We start from the raw sequence: 18,591 nt of genomic DNA, 5'->3' as shown, positions 1-18,591 counted from the left end.
GCACGTAGTGCCCGCTCTAAGGCCTAACGGAATCGCTGTGCACCATGGGGAGGACCGAGGGACGGCGCCGCCGCTGTTGCTGCGCAGGGGCCCTGCGTGAAGGTGCCCGCGCGTGAGCCCGGCGAGATACTGGAGCGGGGCCGCCGATCCCGTCACGGAACGGGCCGAGGCCGGGGTGCCATGGATGCAAGGCCACTGCTTTGACATCAACGCCATCAACATCGATGAATACTGAGGGGTTCAACTGACCTCAGAAAACTGAGGTATATTCTAAAATCTATTGTGCGTGACACTAGTCACGGGTAAATTGGTTGGAAACAGGAGGACAGATGCCAGAGGCTCAACCACAAGAGTCGGCTGTACCAGGTGCCGGACCACTGAGTGGATCCATGCACGGCGGGCCACACAACGATCACGAGTCAGTGGGCCAACGGTTGCGGCGGCGGCGAAAAGCCAAGCGCATGACGCTTCGGGAAGTAGCAGCGCAAACAGGGCTTGCGGAGGGGTTTATTTCTCAACTTGAGCGGGGCGTGCACTCTGGCAGCGTGCGTACGCTTCAGAAACTCTCAGCGGCCTTAGGTTTGGATGTGGGTGACCTTTTCGAAGAAAGCGTCAACGGCAGCCCGGCCGTTAACCGCTTCGTGGACACGATCGGGTTTTCGTTCGGAGTCGACGCCCGCAAGAGCAGGCTCACGCCAAAGTCCTTCGACCATCTCGAAGTCTTTCTCGGCGTCCTCGAACCATACGGATCGACCGGAGTCGAGCCCTACTCACACGGTGACTCGGAAGAGCTTCTCCTAGTCATAGACGGCGAGGTAGAAGCGACAGTCGGCGACCAGACGTTTCACCTGAGCGCCCTCGATTCCCTGCCCTACTCCAGCAGCAAAGCTCATCGAGTCGCCGAGTCGGCCGGAGAACAAGCGACGGTCCTTTGGGCGATAGCCCCGCCCAGCTACTGAACAAGTAAACAGGCTTGCCCTGGCTCCACCCCATCACAGCAAGGGTGACGAGCCTACACAGTCATACCCAAAATCAAGAATCAATTTTTTCGAATGGACCAGCAATGAACCAGTATCGCAATGGCCAGATTTCCCATTGGATGACGCAGGCCGGCGACTCCCTCCCCATATTTCCCCAATTCCGTGGCGGGCTAGCGACTGCAGACCTGGTCGTCGTTGGCGGCGGCCTCACGGGCCTTTGGACAGCCTATTACGCAAAGAAATCCGACTCCAGCCTTAACGTGGTCGTGCTGGAGGCCGAAAACGTAGGTTATGGCGCCTCCGGCAGAAACGGTGGCTGGCTCTCCGCCCTGACACCGGGAAACCGGAAAAAGTTTGCCTCAGCCCCGGGTTCCAGCCGTGAGTCCGCGGTTCGATTTCAGCGGGCGATGCAAGAGACAGTGGACGAGGTCCTGGACATTTGCCGACTGGAGAAGATCGACGCTGACCAGCACAAGGGCGGCAACCTGACGGTCGCGACCACAATGGCCGGGTGGGCCCGTCTTCAATCACGACGACATACGGACTTGCAGTACGGCCTCGATGAGGGTGAGGTTCAGTTGCTGAGCCGCGACCTGGCACGTGCGCGTATCAACATTGATGGAACCTGCGGGGCTCTCTTTTATCCCCAGGTAGCCCGCATAGACCCTGCCAAACTCGTCCACGAGCTGGCAGCCGTCGTAGCCAAAATGGGAGTAACCGTCTATGAGCATTCGAAAGTGGAAACGGTGGAACCAGGCAGGGTCAAGACCAAGCTTGGGCAACTCAGTGCGGACCGTGTCGCCATTTGCACTGAAGGATACTCCGGACCGATCGTAGGATCACGGAAGATTATCCCCATCAACTCATCCATGATCGTCACCAAACCCCTCTCCGATACGGACTGGCAGCAGATCGGTTGGAACGGCCTGGAATGCCTCAACGACGCGGCACATACGTTCATCTACGCTCAGCGCACGGACGATGGCCGGATCGCCATCGGCGGACGGGGGGCACCCTATCGGTATGCATCGGACGTAGGCGGGGCAGGGGAAACACCGCCGCAAACCGTCGGACTTCTGCTCGGCCGGCTACGCACCTTTTTCCCCGGGATAACGTTCGAGGCTGACCATGCCTGGTCCGGCGTCTTGGGTGTAACCCGCGACTGGTGCGCCTCGATTCACTACGACCCCTGGAGCGGAATCAGCTCCGCCATGGGCTATGCAGGCCACGGCGTAACGGCCACAAATCTTGCCGCAAGGACACTGGTTGATCTCATGTCTGAGACAAAGTCAGAGCTCACCACACTCCCATGGGTAGGGTACGACTCCGGTAAATGGGAACCCGAACCCATCCGTTGGTTGGGGGTCCATGCCATGTACCGGCTTTTCGGCGTAGCCGACCGGTGGGAGGAAAGCCTGGGTTCGCACAAGACCTCCCTGCTCGCCAGAGTCGGGAGCCGCCTGGCCGGGCTTCACGAATAGCCTTCCCGGGTCTCACAGCCGCCTCCTATCTGAACACTTTTCCGAACGCTGAAGCTGAACGAACGCGGGTAGTGACTATTCCAACTCGTTCCTAAATGCTCAAGGAGCATGTACGTGACTAATACAGCAAGAAATGAAGAGGAACTGCTGGCCTCTGTTCCCACTGGGCTGCTGATCGACGGCGAGTGGCGTCCGGCCGCTTCCGGGAAGACGTTCGACGTCGAGGATCCGGCCACGGGCAAGGTGCTGCTGAGCATTGCCGACGCGGGCGCCGAGGACGGCAAGGCGGCGCTGGACGCCGCGGCCGCGGCACAGGAATCCTGGGCGAAGGTCCCGGCCCGTGAACGCGGTGAGATCCTCCGCCGTGCCTTCGAGCTCGTCACCGAACGGGCCGAGGACTTCGCGCTGCTCATGACCATGGAAATGGGCAAGCCGCTGGCCGAAGCCCGCGTCGAAGTCACCTACGGCGCCGAATTCCTGCGCTGGTTCTCCGAGGAAGCCGTCCGCATCTCCGGCCGCTACTCCACGGCACCGGACGGCAAGAACCGTCTCCTGGTCACCAAGAAGCCCGTGGGCCCGTGCCTGCTGATCACGCCGTGGAACTTCCCGCTGGCCATGGCCACCCGCAAGATCGCCCCGGCCGTCGCAGCCGGCTGCACCATGGTGCTCAAGTCCGCCAACCTCACGCCGCTGACCTCGCAGCTGTTCGCCGCCGTGATGCAGGAGGCCGGCCTGCCCGCCGGAGTCCTGAACGTCATTCCCACGTCCACTGCAGGCGCCACCACCGGTCCGCTGATCAAGGACCAGCGCCTGCGGAAGCTCTCCTTCACCGGCTCCACCGAGGTCGGCCGCCGGCTGCTCGCCGATGCCTCCGAGACGGTGCTGCGGACCTCCATGGAACTCGGCGGCAACGCCCCGTTCGTGGTCTTCGAGGACGCCGACGTTGATGCTGCGGTTGCCGGTGCCATGCTGGCGAAGCTGCGGAACATGGGCGAGGCCTGCACAGCCGCGAACCGGTTCATCGTCCACGAATCCGTCGCCGACGAATTCGCCCAAAAGTTCGCCGCGAAAATGGCGGACATGACCACCGCCCGCGGCACCGAACCGGAATCCACGGTCGGTCCCCTGATCGATGCCAAGAGCCGGGACAAGGTCCACGAACTCGTCACCGACGCCGTCGCCTCCGGCGCCAAAGCTGTCCTGGGCGGCGCCCCGGCCGAAGGCCCGGGCTACTTCTACCCGCCCACCATCCTCACCGGCGTCACCGAAGGCACCCGGATCCTCTCCGAGGAAATCTTCGGCCCCGTCGCACCGATCATCACCTTCACCACCGAAGACGAAGCCGTTCGCCTGGCCAACAACACCGAATACGGGCTGGTGGCGTACGTCTTCACCCGCGACCTGAACCGCGGCATCCGGATGGGCGAACGCCTCGAAACCGGCATGCTCGGCCTCAACACCGGCGTCATCTCCAACGCCGCCGCACCCTTCGGCGGCATCAAACAATCCGGACTCGGCCGCGAAGGCGGCCACGAAGGCATCGAGGAATACCTCGACACCCAATACATCGGCATCGCCGACCCCAACGCCGGCTAAACGCGGCGGCAGCATCCTCCTGAAGCACCATTTATAAGATTGGCGGGTAGTCAAATGAGTACAACGATGAATTCAACGACCACGAAGTCGAGGCTTACGCACAGCCTGACCAGGGGCGTTTCCAGCATGGCTTTCACCGAGTTGTGGGAACGCTTCTCGTTCTACGGGCTCCAAGGCATCCTCTCCTTTTACCTTCTATATTCCCTGGACAGAGGCGGTCTGGCGCTGGATCCAGCCATTGCAGCTGGAATAGTCGGAGCGCATGGCGGATGCGTCTATCTGGCGCAGATCCTTGGAGCCTGGCTGGGCGACCGCCTGATTACCCCGCAGAGCATGGTTTCCAGCGGTGCAGTGGTAATCACGATCGGCCACCTTGTACTGGCCTTCGCCCCAGGTATCACCGGGCTGGCGATCGGCCTTATTCTGATTGTCCTGGGAACAGGAGCCTTGAAGACGAACATCACTTCAATTGTCGGGTTCGTGCTCGAAAACGAAGGAACCAAGCGAGACGCCGGATTCTCCTACTTCTACATGGCGATTAATGCCGGTGCCGTCTTGGGCCCGCTCAGCACCGGATTTGCCCAGAATCAGTTCGGCTTCCACTACGGATTCGGTCTCGCCGCTATAGGCATGTTCGCAGCCCTTCTCCAGTACAACGTTTCCAAAAAGAACCTCCCCGACCGCGCCCGGACCCTCGGCAATCCCCTGCCGAAAGAACACCGGATCCGGCACCTCCTCCTTGCGGCCACGGCCGTCGTGCTTCTCGTCCTGGCCATCCAGTCCAGGTTCCTTAATGAAAACAACCTCGTAGCCACAGTCACCACGGCTTCACTGGTCGCTGCCGTCGCCTACTTCGTCACCATGCTCCGCTCAAAGATCGTCACGGGAGACGAGAAACGCAGGGTTGCTGGCTTTATTCCAATGTTCATCGCCGGCGGCATCTACTTTGGCTTCCTGTTCCAAAAATTCACCGCCATCTCAATCCTGATCACACAAAGAATCGACCTTTCGATGGGCTCGTGGAGCTTCCCCGTCGCATGGATCACCACCATGAGTCCGTTGGCTGCGGTGCTTGTCACACCACTGATCGCCCGCCTTTGGAACCGCCTCGGAAGCCGTCAGCCAGGGCCAGCAACCAAGTTCGCACTTGGACTGACTCAGATTGGCTGCGCCTACCTGTTCCTGCTCCTCATCTCTGAAGCCACCGGCGATGCCTACATTCCACTTGCTCTGATCCTGCTTTTCATGATGATGGCGGGATCGTCCGAAGTTTTCATAGGTCCCATCGGCCTATCGCTGGCCACGAAGATTGGCCCCGAAAAGTTCAAAACACAGATGGTCGGGCTCAACTTCCTAACCCTCGCACTTGGGTCATCCCTGTCTGGCCTCCTTGGCCAAGTATTCACAAAGGTGGACAATGCAACCTACTTCACGTTGGTTGCTGCCGGCGCAATAGTACTTGGCGCCACCCTGTTTCTTGCTAGAAGCAAAATCAACCATCTGCTTGGCACCTGGACCAGGTGAGCCGGCTCTGGCCCCCGACCGACCGAACAGCTGGCCGGAATCAAAGAGGGGCAGTCCGGCACGGATCCCGCCTTCCATGGACGAATCATGAAAGCACCTCGTTTCCGCGGTCCAACTCGCGCAACGGCGCTTGGGCCAAGGCACGGTAATGGTCAGAATCTACGTCAGGTTGATGCTTGTGCTGACAGTCGTGGGAATCAGCTGCATTTCCCTTGCCAACGGAACTCTCGCAGGACTTTTCCTGCTGAGTATCGGCGCCGCAGGGCTCTCCGCAGGATTCATGTGCCGTCCGAGGGCCGCCCGGAGACCCGTCACGCCGAACCGCCAAGAACCAAATGATCAGAAAGACAACCCATGAACGATTCACTGCTGTGGTAGCGCCGGCAATGGAAACCGAAAGACCCAACAAAGAGGCAGCACCCGCCGAGCAGGATGCGGCCTGGCCCGCGGTGACCACCATCGACACGGCCGCCCGACCCAGCAGTGGCAGCGCGCTCACGCCTGACGACTGGGTTTGGCTTAGCCCAAACGACAGGGTAAGAATCCAGCGCGAAAATGAGGCGGCCCTGGCCGGGTTCATAGACATCGTTGCCCCGGATGCATCCATCTTCTGGATCTGGCTCGACGAAGGACGGGGACGAGTGGCCCTGCATATGGACGACGACGTGGGCGTCTGGCTTGAAGCAGAACAGGCCTAACCAGTCCACGCCACTTGACAGCCCGAAATTTCCAGAAAAGGACTGCCACAATGCCCACACAACTAAGCATCACAATCAAAGTTGAGGACCCCGCCTCAAGAGACAGGGAAATTGAGCACACCTGTGCCCTGCTCCGCGGGAAAGCTACCAACTGCGGCATTCTCGTCACCAGGGTCGATTACAACACCTTCGAAATCACCCTCAGCCCCGATGTCGCCTTCGGAACCACCCGTGAGTTAGACCTGCTCTGACCCAGCAGCCCTGCGGCCACTGGCCCAGATGCCCGGATGATCCGTCGCCGGCCATCTGCGCGGCCAACCCGGCGGGGTCCAAGCCCACACCGGCGTTATCAATGTCCACGGTGACTTCGCTGCCCGGAACAGCGAGGATCACGACGGCGTTGCAGCCTCGGCGATGTCCCTGACGTTGCCGGGGGCTTGGGCTCGTCGTCAATTCCTCACGCCTGTGAGGACCTCGCTGATTATAGTAAGGACGAGGTCCGGGTGGCTGTAGTGGACATAGTGGCTGCTCTGGCCGGCGTCTATGACCCGGGTATCTTTGGTGAGCGTTTGGAAGTGACCCGTGTCGCCCACACTGTCCGTGGTCAATAGAACCACCGCCGGAAGACTCCGGTCCGTGAGCGGTTGCCCGGTGACTTGATTCGCACCGTCCAGCGACGCGGAGAGCTCCGAGTTGTTGGTATCGAGCGCGCTGGCACGGTAGAGGAAGGGCGCGTCCCGGGTGACGGCCTCAGGAGGATTTTCGCCCACCTGGTCAGCGACCAATCCGGAGATGAACGGGCGCAACAGACCGAACCGCGATATGAGTGCCCGGCCGCGGGTCAGCAGGGCCGGGATCCTCGGCTCCCCGGCTTGCAGGGCCGAGTTCTCATTCGTAGGGTCCACCAGTACCAGCCCTGCCACCTCATCCGGGTACCGTGCCGCGTACAGCCGGGCGATGAAGCTGCCCAGCGAGTGGCCCACCATGATGTACGGTCCGCGGACGCCCGCCGTCTGGAGCAGGCCATTGAGGTCCGCAGCCTCTGTGACGGCGTCACGGCTGCCCACCCCGGGATCGCTCCAGCCGTATCCTGCCCGGTCGTAAGAACAGACGCGCGTGGTTCGACTCAGTGCCGGCTGGATGCCGGACCACGTCAGCCCGGATTCGCCCAGACCGGCTTCGAGAATGACCGTCAGCTCACCCTCCCCGGTGCAGTCCAGCCGCCAAGTCCGTTCACTGGTATGGACAAGCCGGCCGGGAACCGGCAAAACCTCCTGGTCATGCCGGATAAGCGCCGCTTCCAACAGGAGCCCGGCAGCCAGCACCCCGGCGAGCAGGGCCAGCCAGCCCGTGATCAGTCTTACCCGGCGGCGGCGCGGGATGGTCCGCCCAGTGGACGCCGTCGTGGTGCTGGGATCCGGTCCGGTGGCTGATTTGCCCGGTTCATCCGTCGGGGAAGCATTCACTGCCGGTCCTTCTCCCACCCGGATCCGTACATCGGGGTGAACACGAGCGACTCCCTCACAGCAGATCTGAAACCCCGTCGAGATCAAGTGCACCACGGGAAAAGGAACCCAAGATAAACAACCCGAACACAGTTGCCTCCCGCCAGGCTTGGCGTCCGAACGAAGAACGCAGGCCGGAGACCGCCACCTGAACGCACCGCCAGGTCATGTCACCGGTTCACTCGCCCGGCATAGGGGTTTGCCGTCGCGGCGACATCAGCCACGTACTGGTCGCTGTGGTTGTAGGAGTGCACTGCCGCCCGCCAGTCGTCGGCAGTGGAGACGTTTCCGGAAGCGCACAGGTAGCGAGCAGTGGCCAACGCCGCGTCATCGATTTGGTTGGGGTCAGCGTAACCGTCTCCGTTGCCGTCGGCCCCCCAGCGCGACCAGGTGTCCGGGATGAACTGACCTCGCCAACATGCTCGACAAGACCGGCGCCGCGGACCGCACACAACTCGCCCTCTGGGCGTTCCAGCGGGGTCTCAACCCCTGAGCCGGCGCCGGACCTCCGCGCCGGATTCCCGGGCGGCGACCTTCAGGGCGTGACCTCCGGGGGCGCTGGCCTTCAGGGGCGGTACTCGCCCCAAGGCGGCCGCCGGCGCAGGGCACGAAGGGTACCCTTCGCGTGACGCACCACCGCACCGCGCTCGGTGGCCCCCCACACCCGCGGCGCTAGCAGTACCACCTCGCGTTCGCGAGCCAGCCACCAAGCAAGCTGGCCCGAGAAGTGGTCCCGCACATACAGCACCCGTAGCTCCGGAACCGCACCCAGGACACGGTTCGCATCCCACCGTGCCTCGTCCTCGTCCACCAGATCGCGTGCACGCAACGCCAGCGGTCTGTCGTCAGCCTGAAGGTACTCCCAGTACACGCCCCGTACCCGGGCCGCCCGCGCCGCCCGCACCGCGATCATGGCCTCCGTCGGGTCCACGGGTGCTAACTCCAGCATCCTCTCCCGCCGTACTGTGCGCCCCGCGTACTGATTGCCGTTGGTGCCGAATAAGACCAACCGTGCGCCCCGGAACGCGCCATCGCCCGCAGTCGGCTCATCCTCGTCCGGATGCCAACCCATCGTTCCCCGTCCTCTGATCATTCATGGGTCCGCCGTGTATCCGCAGCCCGATGCCGCGAAATGCCACTTCGTCAAGATAAGGAGAACACGAACCCGATGGCTGCGCAGGCCAACCCCCTCCGAATGGCGGGGCGCCGGGCATGCATGCCGGACGCCGCTTGGCCCCTGGGAGACGGGCTGTCCCGGTACGAGCGCGTCTCAGGCGCTGCCACGAGACCATCCGAAAGGAGGGGGTGCGCCCGGCCCTTCCCCCGGCGTCGGACTTTCACTCATGGCCGTCCAGAGGCGTTTTCTGCCCAGCGCTTCGGGTGCGGCGTCGGCCTACGGCAACGTGTGTGTGGCTTGCGTTTCGTTTCCGGCCACGCGCAGGTCAAGCTCAACGCTGCTTCCGAAGGGGACTTCAGGCGTGAGCTGAACGCTGAAGGCGTTGTGGCTGTGCCGGGTAACGAGAATTCCCCCGCCGGGAGAGGCTACCGCTTCCCTGATCAACTTCGTAACTTCGGCGTCGATCGCGGTGTGCAGTTCTTCGGCGCTGGTCACGTGCAAAACGGTTTGGTCGGGTCGTTGTGTCATTGAGCTCCCTACGTTTATCCTAGCGAGGCGCCTGCTGAGACTTGCCTGGCGAAGCTGCCGCAGGCCCGGGTGGGCTAGTTACTGCTTGCTGAAAATAATGTCGTGCCATGTCTTGTGTGCCGTTTGTTCGCCATTCATAACGACGTGTTTGACGTTCGTGTATTCCTCCAGCGAGTAGGACGACATGTCCTTGCCGAAGCCGGAGGCCTTAAAGCCTCCATGGGGCATCTCCGAGACGATCGGGATGTGCTCGTTGATCCAGACGCAGCCTGACTGAAGCTCCCTGCCCGCGCGGAGGGACCTGCCCAGGTCATGGGTCCAGGCAGATGCGGCGAGCCCGTAGGGGGTGTCATTGGCCAAGACGATGCCATCGTCATCAGAATTGAACGGGAGTGCGGTCAGTACCGGCCCGAAGATCTCTTCCCGCACTATTTCCGAGTCCTGCGCGACGTCCACCACCAGGGTGGGCCGGTAGAAAGCGCCCGCCGACAGCTCCCCTCCCGGCGCATGCCCTCCCGCGAGGATGCGCGCCCCGTAGCCCCGGGCCCGTTCAACAAAACCGGATACTCTGTCCCGATGTGCGTGCGTGATCAGCGTGCCCAGATCCGTGCGAGGGTCTGCCGGGTCCCCCAGGACCACCTGGTTCATCAACTCGGCCACCCGCGCCGTGAATTCCGTAAACACTGACGACTGAATATAGGCCCGGGTGGCGGCAGTGCAGTCCTGGCCTGCGTTGATGACGGATGCGGCGACGGCGCCGTGGGCTGCTGCTTCAATGTCGGCGTCGTCAAAGACCAGGAAAGGCGCCTTGCCGCCGAGTTCCAGATGTACCCGTTTGGCCGTAGCGCTGGCGACTCCCATAATGTGCCGTCCCACGCTCGTGGAACCGGTGAAGGACACCATTGCCACGTCAGGGTGCCTGACGAGATGCTCGCCGACCACAGCCCCGGTGCCTGTAACGATGTTTACGACGCCGTCGGGGATGCCGGCGGCCTTGACCGTTTCGGCGAACAGGAGGCTTGTTCCCGGGGTGAGCTCGGAGGGTTTCAGGACGATGGTGTTGCCGGCCGCGATGGCCGGCAGGATCTTCCAGCCTGCCATCTGGAGCGGGTAGTTCCACGGAGCGATGGAGCCGACCACCCCGATGGCTTCACGCCGGATCATGGATGTTCCCCCTGCCCCGTATTCGCCTGCCGCAAGGCCCTGCAAATGCCGGGCGGCGCCGGCGAAGAATGTGGCATTGTCAACGGTGCCCGGAACGTCGAACCCCGCGGACAACCTCAGGGACTTGCCGGTCTGGGCAGTTTCAACGGCGGCGAGTTCGTCGCTGCGGCAACTGAGTTCGGTCGCCAGGCGCTGGATCGCGTCCGAGCGTTCGCCGGGTGTCCAGCGCGACCAGTCATCAAAGGCGCGCTTCGCCGAGGCAACAGCAACATCGACATCCCCCGTGTTTGCGTAGCGGATGATCTCGGCAATTTCACCGGTCACCGGGGTGACTCTCTTGGCGTCGTCGCCTGATCCCATGCGGAAGTGGCCGTCGATGAACTGATGCATCAGGAAGCTCCTGTTATGAAAGGAATGGTATTAGGGCCGGAGCGGGACCGCTGCGGTTAGTTTGTTCGGGCTACGGTGCCAGATAGAGCTTGCGAAGCGGCTCCTGCACGATCCAGGTTGTGCGCATGCCGGCGGCGAGCCTGACCAGGCTCCCCGGGCTGAGTTCGAGCGATGAAGTCGCAGTCCCTCCGTGCAGGGTCACCGTGGCCCGTCCGGAAGTGACCAGGAAGACCTCGTCCATCTCGACGTCATACATCCCGCCTTCGGACATTTCCCAGATGCCAAGCTTGAGGCCGCCGAACGTTCCGAGGTCATGCAGGCCGGTGCTGGGTGCGCCTTTTGCCACCTGGTCTGCCGGTACCTGCTCGTGGCGCAAGGCGACGGCGTTGACGTTAAGTGCCTGCCCGGGAGTCAAGAGGCCGGCCATCATGAGTCAAACCCCATTCCAATGGCGTCCATGACCCTGAGGAACGGCCCGCGCTTGCCCCGGTTCCTGTCGGCCTTCACCATCGCGGCGGTCATCAGTCGTACGCCCAGCCAGGCTATCGGTTCCGGCGGAAACGGAATCGGCTTCTTCTTCACCAACTGTAGCTCCGTTAGATGGGTCTTCTCGCCGGAAAGCAGATCCAACATCACCCTCGCTCCGAAACGGGTGGCCGCCACGCCGAGCCCCGTGTATCCGGCAGAGTGGACCACCCTGCCGGAGTATGCGGTGGTGAAGAAGGAGAAGAACCGGCTGCAGGTATCGATTGCGCCACCCCACTGGTGCGAGAACTTCACGTCCGCCAATTGAGGGAAGGTGGCAAAGAAATGAGCGGCGAGCTTACGGGAGGTTTCGGCGTTCTGTTCGTATTCTGGCTTCATGCGCCCCCCGAAATTGTAGATGGCATCATAGCCACCAAAAAGGATTCTGTTTCGTCCTTCGAGGTCCCGGGTGATCCGGTAGTAGTGGAAACGGTTGTTCAGGTCAGTCACCCCCTGCCGGTTTCGCCAGCCAACCGCGTCCATTTGTTCCTCGGTCAGGGGCTCCGTCATCAGGGCGTAGTCGTAAACCGGGACTGTGAACGGGCGTGCGCGTTTGAGCAGCGGCTGGAACACATTAGTTGCCAGAGCCACCTTCGACGCACGAACCGTAGCCGAGGGAGTATTCACAAGCACGGTATCGTCTTTCGGTTCGAGGCGTTCGACAGTGGTGTGCTCATAGATCTCCACACCCAGGTCGAGGCAGACCCGGCGCATACCCCACGCCAGTTTGGCGGGATGCACCATCAGGGCACCGTCGCGTTTCCACAAACCTGCATGGTAAAGAGGTGAGGCAATCTCCTCGGCGATGGCCGCACGGTCAAAATACTCCGTGCGCTCCCCGTCAGCGGAGTCAAGCAGCCACGGGACCTGGTGCTGTTCTGTCGCCACCTTAAGCACTCCGGTAACTTCCAGATCACAGTCGATTCCGTAACGCCGCACCGTCTCCTGGATCTCCCGCATGTTCTCCCGGCCCAGCCGGTCAAGGAGTTGGACTTCTCCGGGCAGGTGCCGCTGGCCATTGGCTGCGCCGTGGGTCAGCGACGGTTCGCAGAAGCCGCCGTTACGTCCAGAGGCAGCCCAGCCAATGCGCTGCCCCTCAAGCAGCACCACGCGTCTGCCCGGATCACGTTCTTTGGCCAGAAGGGCAGTCCACAACCCCGTGTAGCCGCCGCCCACAATCGCCAGATCCGCGGAAGTATCGGCTGACAAATGTGGCAGGGCATCCGGCCGATCCGGGTGGTCAAGCCAGTACGGGAGGGGCGCCGCCGTCGCCAATGCTTCGTCGATGTTGGCCGCCGTGGCGGCTGCCTCGGCACGGTCATAGCTAATCATTTCTCGGTTCCTTGCTTGTTGTCTGTCTTGCACCTGGCTAGTGATGGACCGACGTATCTTGTGTGGTTGGACTCGGGCTGCTGATCGGCGCTTCACCCAAGTTGATAAGGACGACGCCGGCAATCGTCACAGCAATTCCGATCAGTTGGAGGACGGTAAGTCTTTCGCTGAACGCCAAGACTCCGATGACCGCGATGAGGACGGTTCCGGCGGCGGACCAAATGGCGTAGGTGGTGCCAATGGTGAGGGACCGCAAGGCGAAACTTAGAAGGTAGAACGAGAGGGCATACCCGGCGATCATGCCGACTGTGGGCCAGGGTTTGGTGAAGCCGGCGGAGGCCTTCAAAAGAGCGGTTGCGGCGACCTCGCACAGAATGGCAGCCGTCAAGAAGAGCCAGTGCATTGCGGTTCCTTTCCCCTTTGGGAGTCAGACCTTCGTCTTGTTGGATGACTCCGACTCCACCGACGGGCGGTCTCGCCTGTAGCGGCGGCCGGTGACAAACCACCAGATCACAACGCCCGCGGACAGCACTGATACCGCGATTCCCAGCTCCTTGTAGCCTCCGTATCCAGTCACGGCGAAGCCCGTCGCGCCGACAACCAAAATCAGCGCCATGATCGCAGCCAGGACCCAGGCCAGCGGAACGAAGAACCGAGGCAGCTTGACGGGCCTCGTGGCATCGGGGCGGTCCTTACGCAGGAGCAGGAAGCCGGACACCGCCAGAATGTGGGTGAGGATGTAGCCGAGGTTGCCTGTGACGATGATGGCCAGAGGCGACTGCAGCACCACGAGCACCAATATGTTCATCACCAGCATGACGTTGAGTGCCCGTACCGGTACGCCGCGGCGATTGAGCCTGCCCACACTGCGGAATGTCATGCCTTCCTTGCCCATGTTGAAGAGCACGCGCGAAGCATCGGCAACGGAGGTCAACATGATCAGCAGGAGGGAAGCGATCAGGCACAGCACCATGAAGTCGGAGGCGCCACCTATCATCTTGGCGAAGCTCGCAATGAAGAACGTCGCGGGGTCATCGGCGATGGCCGCTTCACCCGCGTAACCACCCAGGGTGATGGGGATCAGGAAGAACACTCCCAAGCAGAATAGAACGGCGGCCTTGATCGCCTTAGTGGTGTCCTTCACGGAGTCCCGGTACTCGGGCGCAAATGTTGCGCAGACTTCCACTCCAAAAGTGGTCCACGCCATGATGTACATCCACACCAGAGCTGTGTGCAGCCCTTCGAAACCGTGAAGGTTCCAGGAGAGGTCCATCGGTGCCCACCCGGCCTGGAATGGTGGCAGCACGATGAAAACGAACAGCGGGATCATCAGAATGGCGGCAGTGACGTAGACGAACGCCATGGTCATGCGTACGCCCGCCAGGTTGATGCCATACAGGACGAAGATGACGATCAGGCCGACCAGGATCGGGAAGGTGATGGAGACCGGCCCGAAAAACAACACCCAGTCGTGACCGGGGAACCACTGCGCCTGAACGAGCGCGCCGGTGACGGCGCCGTAGGTGGCCAGGTTCGTGCCCCAGGGCAGCCAATACCCGACGCTGGCGAGCGGTCCGACCCACGGCGCCCGGCTTTTCCAAGCCTCTGCGGCGTAGTGCGCGATTCCGCCGGACGAGTCGGGAAACATGGTGGAGAGTTCCATGTAAATCCAGTTCACACCCATGGCCAGGATCATCGACGCCGCCCACAGCACGGCAGCTCCCCAGCCTCCCAGGCCGGCTACGGACGCGCCGAGCGTTGCGATAAGGGCGGCTGGCATGGTCATCGACATTGCGAAACCGTCGAACCAGCGCATTTTCTTGGGCAGTTCCACCTCGGGCGGCGGCTGCATTTGTCCTGACATGATATCTCCGATGGATTGGGGGGCGGGGCGCGGTCAGATTTCCTGTGACGGCCGCAATACATATTGATCCGATTCGCTGCATGCGTCAATAGATCATGAAAACTTTGTGTTTAGAACAAGAACATTTAGCAATTTTGGTTGACAGCGCAAAGCGGGAGGTTTAGTGTGATTTGCACCATAGTGCCTACCCTTGGAGATGCACCACCATGTCAGAAATGCCGACTCCCCCTCGGACCCAGCTCTTCATCGCCGGACAATTCAGCGACGGGAGCACCGGCGAGAGCTTCGAAGTGCGCAGCCCCGTCACCGGTCAGGCAATCGCCACCCTCCCCATCCCTGGCCAGACCGAACTCGACACAGCCGTACGCAAAGCCCACGAGGCCCAGGCCGCCTGGCGAAAACTCGGCGTATGGAAACGCGCCGAAATCAATCACCGCATCGGTGACGCGCTGGAACGCCGGATCGATGAGCTTGCACGTCTACAAACGCTGGAGCAGGGCAAACCCCTCGCCGAATCCATCGCAGATGTCAAGGAAGCCGCTCAACTGTTCCACCTGCACGCCGAAGATGCCGTCCGTCAGCATGGCGAAACACTTCCGTCGAACGACACCGCCAAACGAATGTTCACGTTCCATGCGCCAATGGGCGTCTGGGCCATCATCACGCCATGGAACTTTCCATTGCTCATGTTTGCCGAGTTCGTAGCACCCGGCTTGGCAACGGGGAACGCACACATCGTCAAACCGCCAAGCCACACATCCCTTACCGTGCTTGCAGCAATGGACGCGCTCCTCGAAGCAGGCGTCCCGGACGGTTTGGTCAGCATCCTGCCGGGCGAGGGCGATTTCGGCGGGAAACTTGTCGCCCACCCGGGCATCGACGCCATCGGATTCATCGGGTCCTCAGCTACCGGGGCCAAGATTCAAGCTACGGCTGGCCTGAAACCATCGATCATGGAATGCTCCGGCAACGGCCCCGTTGTCGTCCTCGAAGATGCCAACATAGCCCGAGCCGCAAAAGCCGCAGTAGACGGCGCCTTTTTCTGCGCGGGACAGGTCTGCTGCGCTACGGAGCGGGTAATCGTTCACCGCAACGTTCACGACGACTTCATCGAAGCCGTGCTGAAGTACTCCACCACCGTGTCCCTCGGTAACCCGTTTGATCCCGCGACCAACCTGGGGCCGTTGAACAACGAAGGTGTCGCAGCCAAGATGGACCGCCATCTCGCGGACGCGCGGGCACGGGGATTGGATGTGCTGCTCGGTGGTGCCCGGCAGACGGGGTTCCCGACTGACCTGTACTACCCGTTCACGGTGGTGGACGGCGTGACTGAGGACAGCCTGCTCTCCCGCGAGGAATCCTTTGGGCCTGTCCTGCCCGTCCTCACCGGCGCTGACGACGACGATATCCTGCGCATTGCCAACGCCGACGCCCTCGGACTGCAGTCAGCCGTGTTCACGGAAAATCTGACCAAGGCATACCGGTTCATAGAAGAACTTGAGACTGGGCAGGTGGTCGTCAACGATTCCAACGGCTGGTGGGATGTGAACATGCCCTTCGGCGGCGCCGGGGGCAAGGGCACCGGCTGGGGTCGAATTGGAGGCGCCTACACATTGAACGACATGACCAATGTCCGGACCGGCGTGATCCACCTGGGCGCGTAAGGGGCAACACGACAGCAGGCCGACGCATCACGCGTTCCGTAACCCCAGCTGGGGTCAACCCCCAGCTGGGGACGTGCCCCTGCATTTGACCCACACCGCACTGCAGGTAAAACTGGCCAAATGGTCGACGACGGTAAAGAACAACAGTCCTCACGCCCACGGAGCAAGGACAGCACGGAGGCAACGATGGAACAGCACAACGGCGGATCCCGCTTGGACGACGTCGATCGTCAACTCATAGCTGCCTTGCAGCTTAATGGCCGCAAACCCTTCAAAGAGATAGCCGATGAATCGGGCATCCCCGCCTCTTCAGTTCGCTACCGTGTCCAGAGACTCGAAGAATCGGGGATACTGCAGATCGTCGGAATCGCCAATCCCTTGGCCATCGGCTTCGACAGGCTGGCCATGGTGGGCCTTAAATGCGCGCCAGGCACTGGCCGGGATGTCTGCAAAAGCTTGGCAGAGTTTCCGGAGACCAGCTATGTCATCCTCACCGCAGGGACTTTTGATGTCATGGTCGAAGTAGTCTGCCGGGATCTGCCGCACTACACCGAGTTTCTCTACGAGCGCCTTCAACTCGTTCCGGGCGTTCAGTCCACTGAGACGTTCTTCGTTCTTGAAGCCCATAAGCTCGCCTACGGATGGGGCGTCGGCAACTGAGCCGGCCGCGCTCGAACACACCCAATTTCTATGCCGCAGCGGTGCCTCACGTCACGATGCGAATCACCGGGGAGACAGCCATGGTCAATTGGCGCATCAGGGACTTCCACTCGTCCGATCTGGACGGCATTCTGCACCTTTGGGAGTCGCTCAAGGCTGACGGTGTTGAGCCCGTCTATGCACTCTCAGAGGTACTGGCGTCATGTGAAAAAGACCATGCGGTGGTTGCGGTCCACGGCGACCAGGTGGTGGGTGCCGCCGTGGGACGCGCCGCGCACGACCAAGGCTGGGTGGTTTTTCTGGCCACACTGACAGAGTTCCGCGGCCACGGCATCGGCACTTCGCTGCTGGCCGCCGTCGAGAACCGGATGGCTCCGCACGGGCTCAACAAGTTGTCCGCACTCATGCCCGAAACGGAGACGCGCGTTGAAGCGTTCCTGGGCCGCGGTTTCGTGGTGAAGAAGAACCCGCGCTATTTCGAGCGCACCATTCCCGTGCAGCGTCAGGAGTTGGAGCCGCTGAGCCTGCTCGGTGGCAGGATCCTGGCGCGTGATCTGTGGCAGAACGTGGCCGGGATGAAGCATGAAAAGGAACTCCTGGAGCGCCGGTTGGTCCTGCCCCTGGCCGAAGCCGACCTCGCCGACGAGTATGGCGTGGTGCCGCCGCGGGCCGTCGTGCTGTTCGGTCCGCCAGGTACCGGCAAGACGACCTTCGCCAAGGCCATCGCGTCGCGGTTGGAGTGGCCGTTCGTGGAGGTCTTCCCCTCGCGGTTGGCCGCTGACCCCAAGGGCCTGGCCGCTGCGCTGCGTGAGACGTTCCTGGAAATCGCTGAGCTGGAACACGCTGTGGTGTTCATCGACGAGGTGGAGGAGATCGCGTCGCAGCGCGCGGGCGATCCGCCGTCTCCGCTGCAGGGCGTCACCAACGAGCTGCTCAAGATCATCCCGGCCTTCCGCGAACAACCCGGCCGCCTCCTGGTCTGCGCAACAAACTTCATCCGCGCCTTGGACACGGCATTCCTCCGCCACGGCCGCTTTGACTATGTCATCCCTATCGGACTACCGGACGTCCACGCCCGCGAAGCCATATGGCAGCGTTTCATCCCCGCAACCATAGTGGACTCGGTTGATGTAGCCGGGCTGGTGGAGCGTACCAAGGGCTTTTCGCCCGCGGACATCGAGTTCGCCGCGCGAAGCGCGTCCCAGCGCGCTTTGGAGAAGGCAGTGTACGACGGCGGTGGTGCTTCGGGCGGTTCGGCCCGCGCCTCAGGCGCCTCGTCGAACGGACGCAAGGGCCCGGTCAAGCAGGACTACCTCGACGCGATCGCCGATACACGCACCACCGTGAGCGAGCAGGTCCATCGAGAATTCCTCGAGGACATCGTCGCCTTGGGCCGGGTGTGAGCTGTTTCATTGATTACTGCCGCGCGTTCATTGATTGCCGCCGAGCACAGCTTGGGCTGCCGCTCATGGGACTGCTTTTCGAACGAGACAGGCTCCAGTCAACCCTTCATTTTGGGCATTCTTTGTGGTCCCACCTAGGGTTGCCCATAATGCAGAGGCC

At 62.0% G+C, this 18,591-nt stretch carries 19 protein-coding genes and 1 pseudogene; 10 read left to right on the top strand and 10 right to left on the bottom strand.

The features are described 5' to 3' along the window. Positions 1–112 precede the first annotated feature (112 nt). The 7 genes from LDN75_RS24170 to LDN75_RS11035 all read left to right on the top strand — a co-directional run bounded on the left by LDN75_RS24170 (position 113) and on the right by LDN75_RS11035 (position 6,530). Positions 113–235: a hypothetical protein gene (locus LDN75_RS24170; RefSeq protein WP_263422367.1), complete on the top strand. Its 123-nt coding sequence runs from the start codon at positions 113–115 to the stop codon at positions 233–235. A 352-nt stretch (positions 236–587) separates the two neighbouring features. Continuing rightward, complete coding sequence (locus LDN75_RS11060; protein ID WP_263422366.1) at positions 588–959, top strand: cupin domain-containing protein; 372 nt, start codon at positions 588–590, stop codon at positions 957–959. A 104-nt stretch (positions 960–1,063) separates the two neighbouring features. Next, positions 1,064–2,461, top strand: coding sequence for an FAD-dependent oxidoreductase (locus LDN75_RS11055; protein ID WP_223937309.1), 1,398 nt, complete (start codon positions 1,064–1,066; stop codon positions 2,459–2,461). Positions 2,462–2,575: 114 nt separating this feature from the next. Then, entirely contained in the window at positions 2,576–4,057 is a 1,482-nt protein-coding gene (locus LDN75_RS11050; RefSeq protein ID WP_223937308.1) for an NAD-dependent succinate-semialdehyde dehydrogenase, read from the top strand. Positions 4,058–4,123: 66 nt separating this feature from the next. Continuing rightward, complete coding sequence (locus LDN75_RS11045) at positions 4,124–5,581, top strand: oligopeptide:H+ symporter (protein ID WP_223937307.1); 1,458 nt, start codon at positions 4,124–4,126, stop codon at positions 5,579–5,581. A 335-nt stretch (positions 5,582–5,916) separates the two neighbouring features. Continuing rightward, entirely contained in the window at positions 5,917–6,279 is a 363-nt protein-coding gene (locus LDN75_RS11040; RefSeq protein WP_223937306.1) for a hypothetical protein, read from the top strand. A 50-nt stretch (positions 6,280–6,329) separates the two neighbouring features. Continuing rightward, positions 6,330–6,530 (top strand): hypothetical protein, encoded by a 201-nt coding sequence (locus LDN75_RS11035; RefSeq protein ID WP_223937305.1) that lies wholly within the window; start codon positions 6,330–6,332, stop codon positions 6,528–6,530. A 198-nt stretch (positions 6,531–6,728) separates the two neighbouring features. Here the strand turns inward: LDN75_RS11035 and LDN75_RS11030 are convergent, their stop codons facing one another. From LDN75_RS11030 to LDN75_RS10990, 10 genes and pseudogenes are all read right to left on the bottom strand, one after another. Beyond that, a complete protein-coding gene (locus LDN75_RS11030; protein WP_223937304.1) occupies positions 6,729–7,745 on the bottom strand; it encodes an alpha/beta fold hydrolase in 1,017 nt (338 codons plus the stop codon). A gap of 209 nt (positions 7,746–7,954) precedes the next feature. Next, the gene (locus LDN75_RS24165) at positions 7,955–8,104 is read right to left on the bottom strand and encodes a hypothetical protein (protein WP_263422414.1); all 150 of its coding nucleotides are present in this window, start codon (positions 8,102–8,104) and stop codon (positions 7,955–7,957) included. Positions 8,105–8,128: 24 nt separating this feature from the next. After that, a pseudogene (locus LDN75_RS24160) lies at positions 8,129–8,236 on the bottom strand (hypothetical protein); the annotation flags it as partial. Positions 8,237–8,349: 113 nt separating this feature from the next. Beyond that, positions 8,350–8,733 carry a hypothetical protein gene (locus LDN75_RS11020; protein ID WP_223937302.1) on the bottom strand — a complete coding sequence of 128 codons (384 nt, stop codon included), beginning with the start codon at positions 8,731–8,733 and terminating at the stop codon, positions 8,350–8,352. Between the two features lie 444 nt (positions 8,734–9,177). After that, positions 9,178–9,429, bottom strand: coding sequence for a hypothetical protein (locus tag LDN75_RS11015; RefSeq protein ID WP_223937301.1), 252 nt, complete (start codon positions 9,427–9,429; stop codon positions 9,178–9,180). A gap of 78 nt (positions 9,430–9,507) precedes the next feature. After that, positions 9,508–10,983 carry a gamma-aminobutyraldehyde dehydrogenase gene (locus LDN75_RS11010; RefSeq protein WP_223937300.1) on the bottom strand — a complete coding sequence of 492 codons (1,476 nt, stop codon included), beginning with the start codon at positions 10,981–10,983 and terminating at the stop codon, positions 9,508–9,510. Between the two features lie 70 nt (positions 10,984–11,053). Continuing rightward, positions 11,054–11,413: a cupin domain-containing protein gene (locus LDN75_RS11005; protein ID WP_223937299.1), complete on the bottom strand. Its 360-nt coding sequence runs from the start codon at positions 11,411–11,413 to the stop codon at positions 11,054–11,056. Further along, complete coding sequence (locus tag LDN75_RS11000; protein ID WP_223937298.1) at positions 11,410–12,840, bottom strand: FAD-dependent oxidoreductase; 1,431 nt, start codon at positions 12,838–12,840, stop codon at positions 11,410–11,412. Before LDN75_RS11000 ends, LDN75_RS11005 begins: the two co-directional genes overlap by 4 nt. A 37-nt stretch (positions 12,841–12,877) precedes the next feature. Then, complete coding sequence (locus tag LDN75_RS10995) at positions 12,878–13,243, bottom strand: multidrug efflux SMR transporter (RefSeq protein WP_223937297.1); 366 nt, start codon at positions 13,241–13,243, stop codon at positions 12,878–12,880. A gap of 24 nt (positions 13,244–13,267) precedes the next feature. Further along, on the bottom strand, positions 13,268–14,704 hold the full coding sequence (locus LDN75_RS10990) for an APC family permease (RefSeq protein WP_223937296.1): 1,437 nt from the start codon (positions 14,702–14,704) through the stop codon (positions 13,268–13,270). A gap of 206 nt (positions 14,705–14,910) precedes the next feature. On the opposite strand from LDN75_RS10990, the gene LDN75_RS10985 reads away from it, so the two are divergent. From LDN75_RS10985 to LDN75_RS10975, 3 genes are all read left to right on the top strand, one after another. Next, positions 14,911–16,368: an aldehyde dehydrogenase family protein gene (locus tag LDN75_RS10985; protein ID WP_223937295.1), complete on the top strand. Its 1,458-nt coding sequence runs from the start codon at positions 14,911–14,913 to the stop codon at positions 16,366–16,368. Positions 16,369–16,554: 186 nt separating this feature from the next. Further along, entirely contained in the window at positions 16,555–17,028 is a 474-nt protein-coding gene (locus LDN75_RS10980) for an Lrp/AsnC family transcriptional regulator (protein ID WP_223937294.1), read from the top strand. An 80-nt stretch (positions 17,029–17,108) separates the two neighbouring features. Then, the gene (locus LDN75_RS10975; RefSeq protein WP_223937293.1) at positions 17,109–18,431 is read left to right on the top strand and encodes a GNAT family N-acetyltransferase; all 1,323 of its coding nucleotides are present in this window, start codon (positions 17,109–17,111) and stop codon (positions 18,429–18,431) included. Positions 18,432–18,591 lie beyond the last annotated feature (160 nt).

The organism is Arthrobacter sp. StoSoilB5 (assembly GCF_019977235.1).
Classification (GTDB): domain Bacteria; phylum Actinomycetota; class Actinomycetes; order Actinomycetales; family Micrococcaceae; genus Arthrobacter.
The sequence above is the reverse complement of the archived record's forward strand: the minus strand, read 5'-3'. Positions and strand labels throughout refer to the sequence as shown.